The sequence below is a fragment of the uncultured Shewanella sp. genome, assembly GCF_947501665.1.
Classification (GTDB): Bacteria; Pseudomonadota; Gammaproteobacteria; order Enterobacterales; family Shewanellaceae; genus Shewanella.
Genome location: NZ_CANMWS010000005.1, coordinates 26,788 through 43,435, shown reverse-complemented (window position 1 = coordinate 43,435; position 16,648 = coordinate 26,788). Strand labels below are relative to the sequence as shown.

The window sequence follows — 16,648 nt, the reverse complement described above, 5'->3', positions numbered from 1 at the left end:
TTTAAGCGAACAATAGGTTTATATGCATTTGGCCGGCTTAGGTAAACCGGCAATCTTGGTGGCTTGTTTGGCAGGGCCTAATGGAAACAAGGTATATAAATATTTTGAGTTACCTTTCTCACTGCCCAAAGTTTGGCCAATGGCTTTGACTAACACGCGAATGGCGGGGCTCGTTTTATACTCTAGGTAAAAATCACGAACAAAATTAACCACTTCCCAATGAGCGTTTGTTAGCTGAATATTTTCTGCTTGCGCGATAATATCACCCAGTTCTGGGGACCAATCGGCCACATTTTTTAAATAACCTTGATGATCAGTTTCAATATTTTGATTGTTAAATACAATATGGTTTACCACGTAATGACCTTTTCATGTTTCAGTGTTTGACTGATAAATTCGTTGTAATCAATCATGTTATAGTTTGATAATCGAGTGCTTAATCCTCTGGCCATCACATCTTCTTTTAATAAGTATACGGTGCGCTCAGCAAGCTGGTTTTGCCAAGTGGGTTGTAATAGGGCGTAAAGGCTATTAGCGCTTAATAAGATGCTGTCTTTACTTGCTGCAAAGCGAAGGCAAGTTTCAAGGGCATTGTCTTCACTGGCAGAATGTTGAATGTGATGTAAAATCATTAAAATACCCAAACTTGATCGGCCGATTGCAGCTGCTGTTGAATGACACTGGGGCGGCAGGCGGTGGTGGGAATAAAAAAATCGTTATCGGTTAATCCAAAGGCGTCCATCGTGTCTTGGCAAACAAAAACAGAATCGATGTCGTATAATGGCAAGGCTTTAAATGTCGCGAGATAATCCTTACAGCCAATAGCCTCAGGGTGTTGATCTGACAGTAAGTTGAATATGCCATCAGCAGTGAACACTAAGCTAACTTCTTGCTCAAAACTGGCACTGAGCAGGGCGAGATCTAAGCCTTCTCGACCTGCGGCATTATCATGAGGCCCTTTTCTAAAAACGATGGTGACTTTCTTCATGTATTTTCCTGACATTTCGATACAAAAAATTTTAGCACTAACACTTTTGTATTGATTCTTTTCTTTAAAAATTGAGTAATCTGTCGGCTTTTTCAAGGCCTGTAACCAATTCGCCTAAGCCCGCCATCGTAAAAGGGAGGTTAGTATTCCAATGGGCATAACCATTTTCAATGGCTTCTGTTTCAGACAAAACACCTCTTCTCAATGCTGCAGATGCACAATTGATTAACGGAATGTGGTAGGTGTCACTTAAGGACTGCCAAGCTGCACGTAAATCAAACTCATCATTAGCAGGTGAGTTGAGCTGATTAGTATTGAGTACACCGTCTTGGTAGAAGAAAACATGCAAGACGTCATGACCCGTTTCTAATAGGGCCTTAGTGCAGCGATAAGCACGATAACTGTGGCTCCCACTATAAGCGGCGCTGTTGACTTGAATGATAAATTTGCTCATGGATAAAGGTTATGGATTAAAATAGTTCCTCTATGGTAACGCAAAATTGATATCTACGGGATGTTTTGTGTCTTTTAATGAAGGTTTAATTTGGCTGTTTTCAATACTGCGGGTGATGTTTTGAACGCTGCCGGGCAATAAGTCATCGATGTGAATATTTCCAATACGGACGCGAACTAAACGTAATGTCGGCAGGCCAACAGCGGCAGTCATTTTTCGTATTTGACGATTTTTTCCTTCACTCAGACAAATACTTATCCAGCTAGTCGGGCCGTGTCTAGCATCGCGAATTTTTCGCCCCCGCGGTGGTAGATCAGGTTCAGTTGTCAGTGGGTGTACTTGACAAGGTAGAGTATGGTATTTTTTTCCTTTAATGCCTATCTCTACACCTGTTTGTAGTTGGCTAAGCGCATCATTATTAATTTTGCCGTCGAGTTGTACCCAATATTCTTTTTCAACGTGTTTACCACAAATATTATAACTGAACTTTCCGTCAGTGGTGAGTAGTAATAAGCCTTCAGAGTCATGATCAAGTCGGCCTACAGCCATGGTTTTTGCTGGGAAAGGGTAGAGATCACCTAAAACCTGTTTAGGCCTTTTGGCTTCTTGAACAAATTGGCTGAGGCAGCCAAAGGGCTTAAAGATTTTAAAATACTGGTGTGGAGTGCTATGTTTCGGTGTTTGCTTCATGAGGGCACAATCAGTCAGTTGATAAGTAAAAAGTAATGAGAGATTGAGATAATAACATAGATAGCAGTCGATTATATTGATACAAAAAAGGCCCCTTGGGGCCTTTAGATTGGATCCAGCATAATATTAAAGATGAATAAAATGCTGAGTGGCTCAACGATAATTAGTCGTTATTACCAATTCCCATTAAGTTAAGCAGGGCAATAAATAGATTAAGGAAATCTAAATATAAAGAAACCGTTGCACGAATATAGTTGGTTTCGCCGCCGTTAACAATTCGGCTAGTGTCATATAAAATGAAGCCTGTCATCAATAATGCAAGACCGGCGTTCATTGCCATGAAGACTGGACCGCTACCGAGGAATATATTCACTATTGACCCGACAATAACAATCACGAGTCCTGCGACTAAAAAGCCTCTCATGAAAGAGAAGTCTTTTTTAGTTGTGATAGCATAGCCTGATAATGTGATAAAAATCAGTGAGGTTAATCCTAATGCTTGCATGATTAGCTGAGGGCCGTTGGCCATACCAGCGTAATGATTAAGGATATAACCTAATGATGCGCCTTGCATTCCAGTAAAAGCAAAAACCCAAAAAATACCAGACTGTCCTTCTGCTTTTCTCAGCGTGACAAAAAGCAAGATTAAACCGCCAATGGATAATCCAAGAGACATCATAGGCCCGATTTGCATTGCCATTGCCAAACCGGCACAAACGGCTGAAAAGGCTAATGTCATTGACAATAACATATAGGTATTTTTTAAAAGTTTGTTTACTTGCAGTCTGGACTGATCAGCAGAATAAACCGTTTGTTGTGACATAACTTTCTCCAAAAAACAGATTGATTAAGCAAAGACTGTGTCGTCAAATGAGGTGCTAGGCGTTCTAACATCCTGTTATATTACAAAATCACTTGCTAATTAGTTAAATCATACCTTAGCCAGCGACAAGGTTAAAGAGAGATTGGTTAAAGTTTATACAGAAATGGCAGAAATGTCAGATAAATTGGCTTTTTCCTCCCATTTATTGAATAAAAGCAGTTCATAGATCAATGAATAAGTCGTCAAAATGTTTATTCATATTTAATCTAACCAATCTTTGTGTAATTTTTTTGTATCGCCTAAATAATCTAATACCCAAGCCATTGCAGGTGATTGATTGGCGGCATTCCAGGCTAAGCAGCATGGACTTGGGGCTTTTGGTCGCTCAAGTTGTTTTTCGATTAAGGCGCCTGTTTTAATAAAAGGGGCTGCAAAGTGCATTGGCATGTAACCTATGCCAAGGCCTTCACGAAAACAGTTAATGGCTCTGATCCAGTCCGGAACCACTAAACGGCGTTGATTTTCAAGTAGCCATGTCATGCGTTTTGGGATTTCTCTGGACGTATCTTCTAAACAAATGGAAGGATAAGGGCGCATTTCATCATTTTTTAATGGTCGTTGAATATTGGCTAAAGGGTGATGATGACTCACCAGAAAAGCCCATTCTATTTCTCCCATGTCTTTGAAATGAAATTCGCCTCCTACGGGAATTGCTGTTGTGGCACCGATGGCGATATCGCTGCGCTTAGTGGCGATGGATTCCCACACACCATTAAAAACTTCAATGCGAATAATCAGTTCGACATTTTTAAATGTACGATAGAAATCGGCGATTAACGTACTGATTTTGTCTGCGCGAACAATATTATCAAAGGCAATCGCTAACGTGGGTTGCCAGCCATTGGCGATGCGTTTGGTATCACAGCGCATCTCTTCGATATTGGTAAGCAAGCCTCGTGAATGTTTGACAAAATATTCACCTGCAGCAGTGAGGCTCACACTACGATGATGGCGCTCAAATAATATCACGCCTAATTCTTCTTCGACTTGTTTTACGGCATAACTGACAGCTGATGGCACTTTGTGTAATTTATTCGCCGCGGCGGTGAAACTACCGACACGTGCGACCATATCGATAAGTTGAAGTGATTGTTCTGAGAGCATTATCGGCAATTCCTTGCTATGAGATTATTTGATAGCTAAGTTCAAAAATAAACGTTTCACAAGCTTTTAGCAAATGATTAGACTGCACTGCTGTATTTCTTAGTCTTGATTTTTTGTTTATGAATTCAATTATTGATATTAAATATCTATTATTTATCGCTTATCTGGCCCTGCTAAGCATGTTAGGTTTTATTGCAACCGACATGTATTTACCTGCATTTAAAGCAATTGAAACCAATTTTGGTGCTTCTTCTAGCCATGTAGCCATGTCTCTTACCAGCTTTTTAGCGGGATTAGCGTTAGGGCAATTACTTTATGGTCCATTAGTGCAGCGTATGGGTAAACGTGGTGCACTTATTTTAGGTTTAGTTATTTTTGGTGTTGCCAGTTTTTGGTTAGCGAATAGTGAAACTATCTTAAGTTTTAATATAGCACGTTTTTTCCAAGCATTGGGAGCGTGTAGCGCAGGAGTTATTTGGCAAGCTATTGTGATTGAAAAATATGATGCTGAAAAAGCACAAGGCGTGTTTGCTAATGTAATGCCACTTGTGGCGTTGTCACCTGCATTAGCCCCTATTCTTGGGGCGTTTATACTGAATATTACTGGGTGGGAAGGGATTTTCTTGACATTGACGGGACTGGCTATTGCCCTGATCGTGTTGACTTGGATACTAGTGCCGAGCGATAAACATATAGAAGGGTTTACAAAAGCTAAAAATATTTCTTATTGTTCAATTTTAAAAAATAATCGTTATTTAGGCAATGTATTGATTTTTGGTGCTTGTTCTGGCGCCTTTTTTGCTTATTTAACGCTTTGGCCCATTGTGATGGAGCAACATGGATTTGCTGCGACTGAAATTGGATTAAGTTTTATTCCACAAACCATTATGTTTATTGTGGGGGGATACGCCAGTAAAATTGTGATCCGCAAGTTAGGTGCAGAAAAAGCGTTACAAGTATTATTAACGCTGTTTGCTTTATGTGTGGTTGGTATTGCAGTTTGTACGCTTCTTTTTCAAGGGTTGAGTTTGTATCCATTATTGATTATTTTTTCGTTTTTGGCTGCAGCGAACGGTGCGATATACCCCATTGTTGTGAACAGTGCTTTACAAGAATTCAGTGATAATGCGGCGAAAGCGGCTGGGTTACAAAACTTCATTCAAATCAGTATTTCATTTGGTGCTTCAAGTATTGTTGCTATGTGGGCGTCGCAAGGAGAAATGGCGATTGGTGTTGGGATCAGTATATGCGGTTTATTGGTACTCGCAGCTTACAAACTTCGAGGCTATAAAAATAAAAAGGCTTTGAGTGTTGCTACTGAATAAGTTTGCTACGCCTATGAACATCCCTTTGGTGTTTAACTGCTCAATCAGTATTATTTTTCTTATTGGGGCTTTACAAGATAGGGCTGAGCTTATATTATTCGCGCCACTGGAGAGATGGCAGAGTGGTCGAATGCACCGGTCTTGAAAACCGGCATGGGTTTGTAGCCCATCTAGGGTTCAAATCCCTATCTCTCCGCCAAATAAAACAAAAAAGTCCATCAGCAATGATGGACTTTTTTGTACCTGAATGTCTGGTGACATGGGCTTGGGTTTATAGCACGTCTATGTAGGGTTTAAATCCCTATCTTTCTCTGTGCCAAATAAAACGAAAAAGGCAGCTTTAATAGGTTGCTTTTTTACATCTGAAATATGTCCTGTCCTGAGACAAATTGATACTGTGAAAACTTATCGATGAAAACCTTAAAGAAAATTAGTGCTGCCCTACTTACAAAATAAAGAACAGATGAGTAATCGATTTAATGTACACTTTTTTGTGTAAAGCGGGCGACTAACTGGGTGATAAGCCCCGGATCGTCTAATAGTTTGGACAGCAGAGCGGCGCCATCAAGGCTGGCAATGAGTTGTTGAGCGTTTAATTTAGCGCCTTTTTCACCGAGAAAAATCGCTTCGGACAACCAATTGATATTATCAATAAAAAATTGTTTAACTTCGACTTGAACCGCTGTAGGAAGGGCATCAATTTCGGCACCTAAAATAGTACAAGGACAGATTTTTTTATCGATAAGGATAGCCCGCTCAAAAAAACTGGCGTAATGATAGAGTCTTTCTTCGATATTAGAGTAATCTTGGCTTATCTTAGCGAGAGTATCATTGACTCCAATACGGTATCGTTGCACAACCGCCACCGTAAGTTCGTCTTTGTTAGGAAAATAACGTTCAATGTGTTCGATACTGGTATCTATGCTGGTGGCCAATTTTGAAAAGTTAAAATTATTGTAGCCGCCGCTGCGAATGTCATTTTCTGCCGCGTTTAGAATTTTTTCAGTTATGGATATCATAGTGGTGCCCCAAACTCATGATGCATATTGTTGGATGGCGAAAGCGTATTACTCAATTAACCATAATAGCGACCTTCATTCTCAGTGTCTAGGGGGATTCGCTGAGATTAAGTGCATTGTATAGCGGGCAAGAAAGAGAGTGCTTATATGTTTTTTTTCGTTAAAGTGGGATGGGAGACACATGGATATAATGTCATGTGTCAGCATTTGATTAAGTTAAAGGGAAAGATAGGGCTGATTTTATCGGTCCAGCTCAAACAGAGTGGACATTAGGTATTCCATTATCACTTTCATATGTGACATGCCTGTCACGCCACTGTATCCATTATGGTTTGTTGAACAAGCGGTAACCCGTAAGACCTGGACTTATCCTCATTTAGCTGGTGGAGGAGAAGTTTTTAGTCCAGAAGAAGGGTTACACCATATCAAGTTCTTATGGCTGTGACGATACATCCAGTAATGCAGCATAATATTGATGTTTCTTGTACTTTTCTAAATGGTCAAACGCTAAAGTGGGCAAAGATAAGTCAATGGGATTGAGTTAAAGCAGTATGTAAACAACCTCAGTGTCAAATATAAAATGGAGTGAATAAGAACCGTTTAACAGTGAAAAAATAACGACTAATATTTTGTATTGAGTTAGCTATAAATGAATAAAGTAAAGTGATAATGATCTTAAACCCAATAAGTCAATACCAGCGGTAAGATCACAATGCTTAATAGTGTTGAGATAAAGATGATTCCGGAGATTTGTGCTGAATCTTGAGGTCTAAAAATAGAGATCCATAAATAAGTATTAATCGCTGTGGGCATCATGCATTGTAGTATTAAAATGCCTCGCAAATTGCCCGTTAAATTGAGTAAATGTGTTAACAAAAAAGCAACTATCGCTCCGATTAGGAGGTGGATTATAGAGAAAATAATACCGATTTTTATGTTGTTTAATTTAATTTGGGCAAGGCTATAGCCGAGGGTGATTAACATAAGAGGAATAGGCATACCGCCTAAGATCTGAAGTGATGCTGTAATGGGTTTAGGTAATTGTATTTGAAAATAAATGATACAAAGGGCGAGAATAACGCTATAAATTGCTGGGCTAAGTAACACTTCTTTCATATGCCAAGTACCAGAAGTGACAGCTGGAGTGACAATAAACATAAATATCATACCGATAATGACAAAAGTGACACCATAGAGTATTCCCTCATGACCAAATGCGAGTGCACAAACGGCTAAACCTATGTTGCCAACATTGTTCATGCTTAAACAAGAGAAATAGGTTGGGATGCTTTGTTTTGTAATGAGTAAGAAAAAATAAACTAAAATCGCAAACAGGATAAACATTAACAATGCGGCAAAAATCATTTCTAATAATTTATTAATGTCAACATCTTGACCTAGCATATGGGCAAGTATCAACGCAGGATAACCTACGTGAGACATTAATTTTGAGATTATTTTAATGTCAAGTTGTTGTTTGAATATTGCAAATAAATATCCAACGGAAGCGACGAGTAATATGGGGAATATCACTTCAATAATGTTTTGAAATAAAGGCTGCATAGGTACTTCCCTCAATCTTTGACAATAGTCATACTATTGATTATCAGTGAATATAATGAGTCGGGTTATCTGGGCATTGTTTAAAACCACATTCCGAGTATACGGTTATGACATTCAATGCTGCCGTAAAAATAAACAATAGAATGGTGGTGATAACTATTTTTTTTCCTTGAGGATGTTGGTAGTAAAGATAGGGCACTCTATACTCTTTTAATGCTGAAGATACGATGCAATTATAAGCGATGATGATGACGGCCATAATGAAGGCCCAAGTGTATAAATGAAAGCCCCATAAGATATTTCTGTAGCCACTGCCTTGGGGGTCATTGATGTGTAATAAGACTTGGCGCATGGCAATACCGCCTAATAGTAATGCGCCTAAGCTTGACAGAGTGTAATTAAAAATGTGCCGCTCATGTCTCAGGTTGAGCAGGATCGGGAGTACCATCAGTATCATTGCTGCGCGCTGCAATAAACATAAAGGGCAAGGTAACTCCTCAAAGTAAAATTGTAAAATAGACGCGGTGATTAATACTAATATCACGCCAATACATTCTCCCCATGCGAGAAAAGCAATACCTTTATTGAGATAGGCCTGGTACATACTCGGCATGAAATCAGCCCTTAGAGGTTAATATTGAGTGAGTCAGTTGAGTGATGTGCGAACCAGATTAAAATCAGAATAGTGATGATCATAAATAAGGTATAAGCGAGTTTAGTTTGTTTAAATAAAATCAGTAGTGCTGTTATTGTGATCATTGAAAAAATAGTGACTTGCATGGCCGTCAGCTGTCAGGTTAGTCGTCTATTGATTGAGTATAGCGGGTTTTAGCTAATGGATAGGGAAAGGGATGAGATTTTAGCGGTAGAAAGGAAGCCTATAGGTTTATGCAATCGCTTTGCGCATGTTAAGTTTTAACATTGTTTGATAACTTTGTTTATTAGCACTTTCTAAAAGGATTGAACATCATTCAAAAATGGCGAAATAAGCGAGGACAAACTAGCCTTAAATGAGATTTAGACTCCTTTATTCGAATATCAATTTAGGCTGAAATAACATTTATAGTACACGAGTTCATAAGTGATTGAGTCGGTTTTTAGTATCGAATGTGTTATTTCAAGCAGTAGAAGTTGTGTTGTGTGATTTTATATCTCAATTTACTGTCAGCTTTTTGTTATTCGATGAGGTTATTGCCAAAGGTTAATTTAGACAAATCTTTGTTTTAGACCAGTAGTGAGTATAAAAGGATCTCAATGATGAGTGGATATTGTAACAGGGATGTTATGCTTTTAAGGCGTTTATTTTTTATTATCTTGCTATTTATTGCAACAACATGTTTTGCTGACGATGAACCCCCTATTAATCTGTATTTAGCCGACTCTCCTTGGCCGATGTCCCATCGAAATCCGTATAATCAAGCTTCTTCACCTTTAAAGGGGATAGAGCCGAATGAACATGTACAAGTGTCGTGGCAACCTGCTTGGCCTTCTATTACATTAGCTTATACTTCGTCAAATTCGAATCAAAGTTTGGTATGGGGGTCGACATTTAAATCCGTTTATCAGGCCGATTTAAAAGGAAGTGGTATTAACAAGTTAGCGACTCAAGCGTTAAATCAACCTGAAAATAGTATTTCAGGGGCTTATACTTTGGTTGATTTTGAAGGTAAGTTTTTTTCACCTCGAGAGCTGACTTTATCTCGTTTTTCACGGAGTGAAAATGAAGGTCAAAGTGGGATCGTGTTAGAAGATGATTTTAGTATTCCTCAAGCATATTTGACGACTACAGATGAGCATATTGTGGGAATTAATATGACTTATGATGGCTTTATCGCGATGACGACATCGGCAGGATTGTTGGTGGTAGTGAGTCGAGATTTTAGTGTTTATACTGCATTATCCATAGGCGTAGATCAAAGTGTGTCAAACTCTATTGCAATTGATGAAGAGGGTGGTATCTACGTGTTAACGAATAAGCAAATTCATCGTGTGCAATGGGATGGAGTTAAACTTGATTTGTTATGGAGCACCGATTATGAATCTGGACCTGATGAGCCCTTACCTGGTCGTTTGGGAACAGGGTCGGGTTCTACACCCACATTAATGGGTAGACAAGGTGAGGATAAATTTGTTGTATTTACTGATGGAAGTGAACTAATGAATTTGGTTTTGGTATGGCGAGATAAGATCCCAGATGGTTGGATGTCCATTAGCGAAGGGAAAGATCGTCGCATTGCAGCAGAGTTTCCTATTACATTTGGTTTAGATGATGCCACTCGAAGTGTTTCTGAGCAATCGGTGTTAGTGCGGGGCTATAGTGCAATGGTGGTGGATAACCAGTACAGTCTGGATACTTCTGATTGGCTTGATAATCCTAATGCGGGCGCCATGACAGTTTTGTTTTCTAATTTAGGGTTCAATACCCCTTTTGGGGTTGAAAAATTCAGTTGGGATCCGGGATCTCGAAAAGTCATCAGTAATTGGGCTAATCAAGAAAGTTGCCCTAACGGCATTCCAACCATGAGTGTGGCTTCAAATATTGCTTATTGTTGGGGACAACGTCGTGCCAAGTGGACCTTATTGGGCTTTGATTGGGATAGTGGAGAAACGGTCGTTGAAGTGCCTATGGGTTATGGAGTACGTTATAATTCAACCTACGCAGCGACGCAAATAGGCCATGATGGTCAAGTGGTGTCAGGAACATTATTAGGACTAGTGCGGATTTTGCCTGGGGAGTGATTTGAACACATTGATATGAGTTAATATGAATATTGTTTCTGGTGATTTACTGCAATTGGCTAAAGAAGGACAGTTTGATGTCATTATTCACGGCTGTAATTGTTTTTGTACTATGGGGGCCGGAATAGCGAGCCAAATACGATTACAGTTTCCACAAGCGTTTGCAGCTGATCGACACACAAAGAAAGGAGATTTAGCAAAACTTGGTACTTATTCTTGTGCGAAAGTGATGACTCAACAATACGTTTTTATTATTGTGAATGCTTATACGCAATTTAAATGGAGTGGTAATGGCATCAATGCCGATTATGATGCCATCCATCAAGTTTTTACATCAGTAAAACAGGATTTTTCTGGCTTGAAAATAGGTTACCCGTTAATTGGAGCTGGACTGGCTGGGGGGGACTGGGATCGTATTGCTCCTATAATTGATGCGGCATTAAGTAATGAAAATCATACTTTAGTTCATTATCAATCCCGTTGTCACTAAGATCGGTCTCAATGTGTTTTATTCTTTGTTGAGAGTCTTTTAGTTCAAGAAAGAGGGTTAAGTCTCAACCCTCTAGCCTTGATTAAAACATGTGAGTTCTAGGCGTCATAAACCGTCAAAAAATAATAACAGCTCTTAGTGTTAGGGCCAATATTATGAGTGGCTTGTCAATAGTTTAATTCCCATAAATCCCATCATTGCACCAGCGGCTTGGCAAATTTGATGTTTAAACGTTTGAAAGGTATGTTGTGCGCTAGGGGTTGATAACAGCGCTGCGACCAAGATATACCAAGTACAATCAATAATAAATGCACTTAAAGTGATTAAAGAGTAGCTATAATCAGGTAAGGTGTTAGGCAGAAAAGCAGCAAAAGCGCTGGCAAATATAATGGCTGTTTTAGGGTTACTTAATTGGGTTAATAAACCCAGAAAAAACATTTTTAATAGACTTGTGCTTGAAGACGTTGTATTAGAGTGGCTCATCGGTTCATGCCTACTTTGCCACATTTTATACGCTAAATAACATAAATAGCCACCGCCTAACATTTTGATGCCGATAAAAAGCCAAGGTATATGATTTAATATAACAAAGAGACCCAATGCGGCTATTATGGCAAAAAGAGCTGCACCTGTTGAAAGCCCTATTGCGGCAGCGATGGCGTGTTGTCGAGATTGAGCCATTGCCGTTTTAGCGACAAAAATAAAACTGGGACCTGGGCTCATCACTCCAAGTAATAGGAACAATAAGATAGGCAGTAAAAAGAAGTAATCATGCATAAAGAGACAGCCTTAAAACTAATTTTCATTGAACGAGCCTACCATTATGCTACTAATCCAGTCAAAAAAAGCTCACAGTCTGACTTTTAACGCTTGATAAAGGCAATCAATGATTTTTTCTTGGTATGTTTGTAATTGTGCCTTATCGTGACTGATCTCAAAATAATCTTGAGCGAATATGGCGCTGATGCTATTGGCGATAAACACGATGATCATTTCAACTGTCATATCCGTTCGCAACTGACCTTTTTGCTGAAGCATTATAATACTTGGATGCCAGAGGGTTGGGGAATACAGTGGTTGTTCAATCCCTGCAAGTTGATCTTTATCTTTTTGTAGGTGTTGCCATAACATTATTCGTACAAGCTCGGGGTGCTGGCTATAGCTGTGTATTCTTGCATTCACTAATTGCGTTAAAAATGCCAGTAAGCCATTTTTTACATCAAGGGACTCTGTTTGATTATCCGATAGGATAATGGTTTCTTTGACTTGTCTCCATAAGGTAGCCTTATTATCAAAGTAATGAAAAATGAGTCCTTTGGCGACATTTGCTTTTTGGGCTATTTGTCCAATGGATGTGCCATCAAAGCCTTTTTCTGCAAAGAGTTTCTTTGATTCATTTAAAATTTTGACTTTATTGCTATCAAGGTCATTTTTGTTTTTCATCATTCCTCTCCATTGATTTAGCTATAGATAGAATAGCATGATTTGTTGACCGAGCGGTCAGGCCGGTATATATTTAATATTGACCGAACGGTTAATTGATTAGTTTTATGAATATCCTTCTCAGTTACCTGAGTGTCGCCGACATAAAATCGGTATGCTTGGGTATTCCCTTTATTTATTGGCCGTAGAAGGTGAGGAGAGCAGAAATGAAACCTGAAGATATGCTTGCTGATAATGAAGACTTTTTTGCGTTTAAAAATGGCGTAAAAATAAGAAAAGGTACGGTGGGGGCTTTAATTGCTAATATTGAGATTATTGATGATGAAGCAATAGACTCTATGGCTTATCAAGAGGCGGTAAAGGATCTCAAAGCGGCGCTCATTCCTGTGTGTGAGTTAGGGTTACTGAAACATTTTGAGGTTAAGTCACCCCGTGTCAGAGCGATTATCGATAATGAAATAAATAAGGTGCAGTAAATTAAGCCATTTATTGCTCATCACTATAGAGGAATAATTCTTATTACTGTGATGAGCAAGGCTAAAGATGCTTTAAGCACTCCGTGCCTTTATTTTGTAGGCTTGTGATCGCCCCCAGCACCTAAATGGGAGCGTTCATTAGGTTCGACCAACATATTTCTGGCGATAAATTGAATGTCATTCTCAATTGACTCGATTAATCGAAATATCGTATTGCCACGAAAGCTGTTTATTATTCGTTTGCACACTGTAACTGTAGTGCAATATGTTATCCATGGCCGCTGAATATATTGCGTTGTTAGTGGTTTTCTTTGATAAGAGAGTATTGCTATTTTTTAAATGAGCATAGTTTAACCTGAACTCGGGATAAGCAGCGTCGCTTAATAACGCTATTTTTGCCCTTATCTACGTTGTGTTTTTTACTAATAGACCACTATTAGACACGAAATCCCGCCTTGATATAGACAAAAATGGCGGTATTTAGCCAAGTTAAACAATAAAAATAACGGGTATAATTCCAATCAATTGACTTTAAATAGGTTATTAATGTTCTTTGACACTCATTTTCCCGAGTTCAGGTTAGTTTAGATAAATATGATTGAGGATTTAAAATATCGATATTTTTTTGTGTTATTGAACCTGCTCTGCTGCTTACCTTAGGTTAACCTGATGATGATATTAAATGGGTATAAACATGAGTTTATTCTCTTTCTATTGATTTTTTATTAATGAGAATATGAGATAATAATATTTAAACCCATCTCATACTATATTATCCAGTGATGACTTTCTGTCATATGTGTAAAAGAATTTATTTTATATATAATTATAATGGATACAGATTGTGAGTATTGTATTTTTATAAATGAGGGTTTAATTAAACGTTAAATATTCAATGTTATTTAATATAAATATCAATGAAGGTTATTGAATTATTTTATAGAAAGCAGATTCAGCCTTTACATGGGTAAATTGAAAGGTTCATAAATATTTATTTTTATTTCATTAAGATAGATTAATATTAATGTGTTTTTATCCCGCCTCCTCAAGTGTGAGGTGATATTGTTTTTCATTAAGCTATTGCATTTAATGGTATTTATATTGTTGTTGCCTTTTGGTGTGCAGATGAATGAAAATTTATCATAACATTGTTATGTTGCTTACAAATCTGGTTAATATTTAATCGACTCTCTTCATTTACATACTGGTATTGCAGTGTTACTTGATATTCCCCATTGATGGGAATAGGTTATAGCTTGTTATTAGTGGTGATTCACTCATTTATGAATGTATTAATCATTTTCCTTACTTCAAGTATTAATACTTTAATTTATGTATTGTTCATTTTTTTATATCACTGATTGTATCAGGAGGCATTATGAGTTTTTGGAGTACGCTAAATAATGATTTACAAACATTAACGAATAATTTAATGCAAACAGGACAGGACGCCACAGCAAAAAAGAAACAAAAGGGATCCACTTTTAGAGCCAATAATGTGGTGGGTTATGTGGTTGGATCGCAAACTTATGTCACTTTCGGTGGCGGCGCCAATTTTTGTGTTGGGGCGAGAAACTCTGTGGTGACTGGCGTTGAAACATCAGCCAATATATCACCTTATATTCCAAGTGCAACGATGTCTTTGGCGGAGCAGAAATGGACTGAAAGCTTTTATGAATTAAAACCGGGAAAGCAAAAAGTTGCTGCAGGGGAAGAAAAGGCTATTTTAAAAAAAATGGAGGTGTGTGCTAATGAAATGCAAAGTGTTTACAATAAGTTTCGTGGGATAGTAAAAAATAATGAAACAGAGTTGAGTCGGTTAAATGCATTGGATGACAGTATACAAGCGGTGAATACTCGAGCCAGCAGTGTCGCATTGGAGGCAAGACAATTAACGACACATATAGATGATACTGCTAATTGCCAAAATACAGTCACTAGTCATATGGAGCAATTGAATACACAAGTCGAGAGTGCGATTAATACGATTGACGATATTGAATCAGAATTAAGCACAGCAATAACCAACATAGCGAGCTCTAGTGTTCACATGTTTAATTAATAATTAGTGGAAAAATATTATGGGCTATTCACAAGGTTATGATTACACAGGTAGCGGTCCCCAAGTTCAAAATGGAACGCCAACATATAATGGGATTAATTTTAAAGCGCAGTCTTTTTATAATATTACTTATGGTACAAAAAACTATGTAACATTAGGGGCATACAGTTCTGGGACGTTAGGTGCTGATGGCGGGGTCTCTGTGACCTCTTCTGTTAATCTTTATATGTTTTTAAAAGTTTCTCTGTCTTTGTGGAAGTTTGGTTCTTCTAAAGATTTTTTTGAGGTAAAAGCAACTAAAAAACAACGAGCTGCTGCTGATGAAAAAAAAATGACGCTTGAAAAAAGTAAGCTGATTTACCAAAACTGGGATACGGTTGTTTCAAAAGTGACAAACACGTTGGCGATAACTCAAGTTAATAAGAATCGTTTTCAAAGTTGTGTCAGTTATCAAGATACTGTTATGAATAAAGCTGATGCCGTAAGCTCTGATATAAAAACAACGGCGACTGCGAATCGGTTTTGTACTGGGATGCAGCGGTATATTAATCAAAAGGCGGGCAGTTTAGTTAATCAGACTAAAAGTATTCAGAGTCAACTGAATAATACCAAAACGGTTATTACAACTGCGAACGCGAGCAATATTACTTGTTCTGATTTGATGATGCTTTAATGACATTAAGAGTAAGGAGTTGATTATGCCAACAGATTCTAAGGGTAATGATCCTGATAAAAAGAGCCCGACGAGCATACATCCGGAAGGAGAAGGCTCTCAAACAGGTTATAGTAATACCAAAAATTTTGCTGGGGTGAAAGGCTGGAAAATGAGTGTGAAAACGGCTTATAAACTCACTCCAGGTTCGGTCAGTTGGCTGTGTACGGGAGGAAGCTGGTGGGCCGCCGTCGGATTAAAATCAAATTTGATTGTAGGAATGAAGACGGGTATTAATGTGGGCGGCCAGTTCGGCTTTTCGGTGAAAAAACTCTCTTTTAGTCCAAATTTTAAGGCGATTAATTTACAGCAGTATACTGCCAAAGGTAAAGATGCTGCCGCATTGGCATTGAGAAAGGAAGCGCTTATAAATTCGTGGGAAGATTTTGTGACTAAGCTTGATGCTGAAACTGAAACAGCGACATTAATGAGTGAGAATTTGTCGCTGAGATCAAATGAGATCAATATAGCCGAAAGCGAAATCTCTTCAGCTGTTGTACAGCAAAAACAAAGTGTCAATAGAGTAGAAACAATGAGTAATGAGTTAGTTTCGGGTGTTAACCATATTAATAATTTAAGCCTTGATGTAAAAGCAGCGAATGCTTCCAGTGAAGTCCTTACGAATAAAGTCAAGACAACGGTTATTTCTATGCTAGAGGCACAGCTAACGACTTTTGCATGAGTAAATTTTAAGCTTTTG

21 protein-coding genes and 1 tRNA gene are annotated in these 16,648 nt (G+C 38.3%); 9 read left to right on the top strand and 13 right to left on the bottom strand.

Annotation, left to right across the window (positions count from 1 at the left end):
- Nucleotides 1–18: 18 nt before the first annotated feature.
- From Q0976_RS04835 to punR, 7 genes are all read right to left on the bottom strand, one after another.
- Nucleotides 19–357: a TusE/DsrC/DsvC family sulfur relay protein gene (locus Q0976_RS04835; RefSeq protein WP_299491591.1), complete on the bottom strand. Its 339-nt coding sequence runs from the start codon at nt 355–357 to the stop codon at nt 19–21.
- Nucleotides 351–632 (bottom strand): sulfurtransferase complex subunit TusB, encoded by a 282-nt coding sequence (gene tusB / locus Q0976_RS04830; RefSeq protein ID WP_299491589.1) that lies wholly within the window; start codon nt 630–632, stop codon nt 351–353. Before tusB ends, Q0976_RS04835 begins: the two co-directional genes overlap by 7 nt.
- Entirely contained in the window at nt 632–988 is a 357-nt protein-coding gene (gene tusC / locus Q0976_RS04825; protein ID WP_299491587.1) for a sulfurtransferase complex subunit TusC, read from the bottom strand. The genes tusB and tusC overlap by 1 nt, the downstream gene beginning before the upstream one ends.
- 64 nt (nt 989–1,052) lie before the next feature.
- Nucleotides 1,053–1,442 (bottom strand): sulfurtransferase complex subunit TusD, encoded by a 390-nt coding sequence (tusD, locus tag Q0976_RS04820; protein ID WP_299491585.1) that lies wholly within the window; start codon nt 1,440–1,442, stop codon nt 1,053–1,055.
- Nucleotides 1,443–1,472: 30 nt separating this feature from the next.
- Nucleotides 1,473–2,132: a pseudouridine synthase gene (locus Q0976_RS04815; protein WP_299491582.1), complete on the bottom strand. Its 660-nt coding sequence runs from the start codon at nt 2,130–2,132 to the stop codon at nt 1,473–1,475.
- Nucleotides 2,133–2,295: 163 nt separating this feature from the next.
- A complete protein-coding gene (locus Q0976_RS04810) occupies nt 2,296–2,955 on the bottom strand; it encodes a Bax inhibitor-1/YccA family protein (protein WP_299491580.1) in 660 nt (219 codons plus the stop codon).
- A 261-nt stretch (nt 2,956–3,216) separates the two neighbouring features.
- Nucleotides 3,217–4,119 (bottom strand): DNA-binding transcriptional activator PunR, encoded by a 903-nt coding sequence (gene punR, locus Q0976_RS04805; protein ID WP_299491578.1) that lies wholly within the window; start codon nt 4,117–4,119, stop codon nt 3,217–3,219.
- Between the two features lie 119 nt (nt 4,120–4,238).
- Between punR and punC the strand changes: the two genes are divergently transcribed.
- Together punC and Q0976_RS04795 are read left to right on the top strand one after the other, a co-directional pair.
- Entirely contained in the window at nt 4,239–5,444 is a 1,206-nt protein-coding gene (gene punC, locus Q0976_RS04800; protein WP_299491576.1) for a purine nucleoside transporter PunC, read from the top strand.
- A gap of 108 nt (nt 5,445–5,552) precedes the next feature.
- Nucleotides 5,553–5,643, top strand: a tRNA-Ser gene (locus Q0976_RS04795).
- A 277-nt stretch (nt 5,644–5,920) separates the two neighbouring features.
- Here Q0976_RS04795 and Q0976_RS04790 read toward each other — a convergent pair.
- Complete coding sequence (locus Q0976_RS04790; RefSeq protein WP_299491574.1) at nt 5,921–6,463, bottom strand: TetR/AcrR family transcriptional regulator; 543 nt, start codon at nt 6,461–6,463, stop codon at nt 5,921–5,923.
- A gap of 301 nt (nt 6,464–6,764) precedes the next feature.
- Between Q0976_RS04790 and Q0976_RS04785 the strand changes: the two genes are divergently transcribed.
- Nucleotides 6,765–6,908, top strand: coding sequence for a hypothetical protein (locus Q0976_RS04785; RefSeq protein WP_299491571.1), 144 nt, complete (start codon nt 6,765–6,767; stop codon nt 6,906–6,908).
- A 230-nt stretch (nt 6,909–7,138) separates the two neighbouring features.
- On the opposite strand, the gene Q0976_RS04780 is transcribed toward Q0976_RS04785, so the two are convergent.
- Genes Q0976_RS04780 through Q0976_RS24180 form a run of 3 tightly spaced genes read right to left on the bottom strand, consistent with a single transcriptional unit; the run spans nt 7,139 to nt 8,785 of the window.
- The gene (locus Q0976_RS04780; protein WP_299491569.1) at nt 7,139–8,026 is read right to left on the bottom strand and encodes an AEC family transporter; all 888 of its coding nucleotides are present in this window, start codon (nt 8,024–8,026) and stop codon (nt 7,139–7,141) included.
- 43 nt (nt 8,027–8,069) lie between these two features.
- Nucleotides 8,070–8,639: a disulfide bond formation protein B gene (locus Q0976_RS04775; protein ID WP_299491566.1), complete on the bottom strand. Its 570-nt coding sequence runs from the start codon at nt 8,637–8,639 to the stop codon at nt 8,070–8,072.
- A gap of 11 nt (nt 8,640–8,650) precedes the next feature.
- Nucleotides 8,651–8,785, bottom strand: a complete 135-nt coding sequence (locus Q0976_RS24180; RefSeq protein ID WP_366525068.1) for a DUF5993 family protein — start codon at nt 8,783–8,785, stop codon at nt 8,651–8,653.
- Between the two features lie 525 nt (nt 8,786–9,310).
- Here Q0976_RS24180 and Q0976_RS04770 point away from each other — a divergent pair.
- Nucleotides 9,311–10,765 (top strand): hypothetical protein, encoded by a 1,455-nt coding sequence (locus Q0976_RS04770; protein ID WP_299491564.1) that lies wholly within the window; start codon nt 9,311–9,313, stop codon nt 10,763–10,765.
- Between the two features lie 25 nt (nt 10,766–10,790).
- Complete coding sequence (locus tag Q0976_RS04765) at nt 10,791–11,255, top strand: macro domain-containing protein (RefSeq protein WP_299491563.1); 465 nt, start codon at nt 10,791–10,793, stop codon at nt 11,253–11,255.
- 153 nt (nt 11,256–11,408) lie between these two features.
- On the opposite strand, the gene Q0976_RS04760 is transcribed toward Q0976_RS04765, so the two are convergent.
- Complete coding sequence (locus tag Q0976_RS04760) at nt 11,409–12,032, bottom strand: LysE family transporter (RefSeq protein ID WP_299491560.1); 624 nt, start codon at nt 12,030–12,032, stop codon at nt 11,409–11,411.
- A gap of 72 nt (nt 12,033–12,104) precedes the next feature.
- Entirely contained in the window at nt 12,105–12,701 is a 597-nt protein-coding gene (locus Q0976_RS04755; RefSeq protein ID WP_299491557.1) for a TetR/AcrR family transcriptional regulator, read from the bottom strand.
- A gap of 203 nt (nt 12,702–12,904) precedes the next feature.
- On the opposite strand from Q0976_RS04755, the gene Q0976_RS04750 reads away from it, so the two are divergent.
- The 4 genes from Q0976_RS04750 to Q0976_RS04735 all read left to right on the top strand — a co-directional run bounded on the left by Q0976_RS04750 (nt 12,905) and on the right by Q0976_RS04735 (nt 16,630).
- Nucleotides 12,905–13,174 (top strand): hypothetical protein, encoded by a 270-nt coding sequence (locus Q0976_RS04750; RefSeq protein WP_299491554.1) that lies wholly within the window; start codon nt 12,905–12,907, stop codon nt 13,172–13,174.
- A 1,378-nt stretch (nt 13,175–14,552) separates the two neighbouring features.
- Nucleotides 14,553–15,236, top strand: a complete 684-nt coding sequence (locus Q0976_RS04745; protein WP_299491552.1) for a hypothetical protein — start codon at nt 14,553–14,555, stop codon at nt 15,234–15,236.
- A gap of 19 nt (nt 15,237–15,255) precedes the next feature.
- Nucleotides 15,256–15,909 (top strand): hypothetical protein, encoded by a 654-nt coding sequence (locus Q0976_RS04740; protein WP_299491549.1) that lies wholly within the window; start codon nt 15,256–15,258, stop codon nt 15,907–15,909.
- Nucleotides 15,910–15,934: 25 nt separating this feature from the next.
- Nucleotides 15,935–16,630, top strand: a complete 696-nt coding sequence (locus Q0976_RS04735) for a hypothetical protein (protein WP_299491546.1) — start codon at nt 15,935–15,937, stop codon at nt 16,628–16,630.
- Nucleotides 16,631–16,648: the final 18 nt, after the last annotated feature.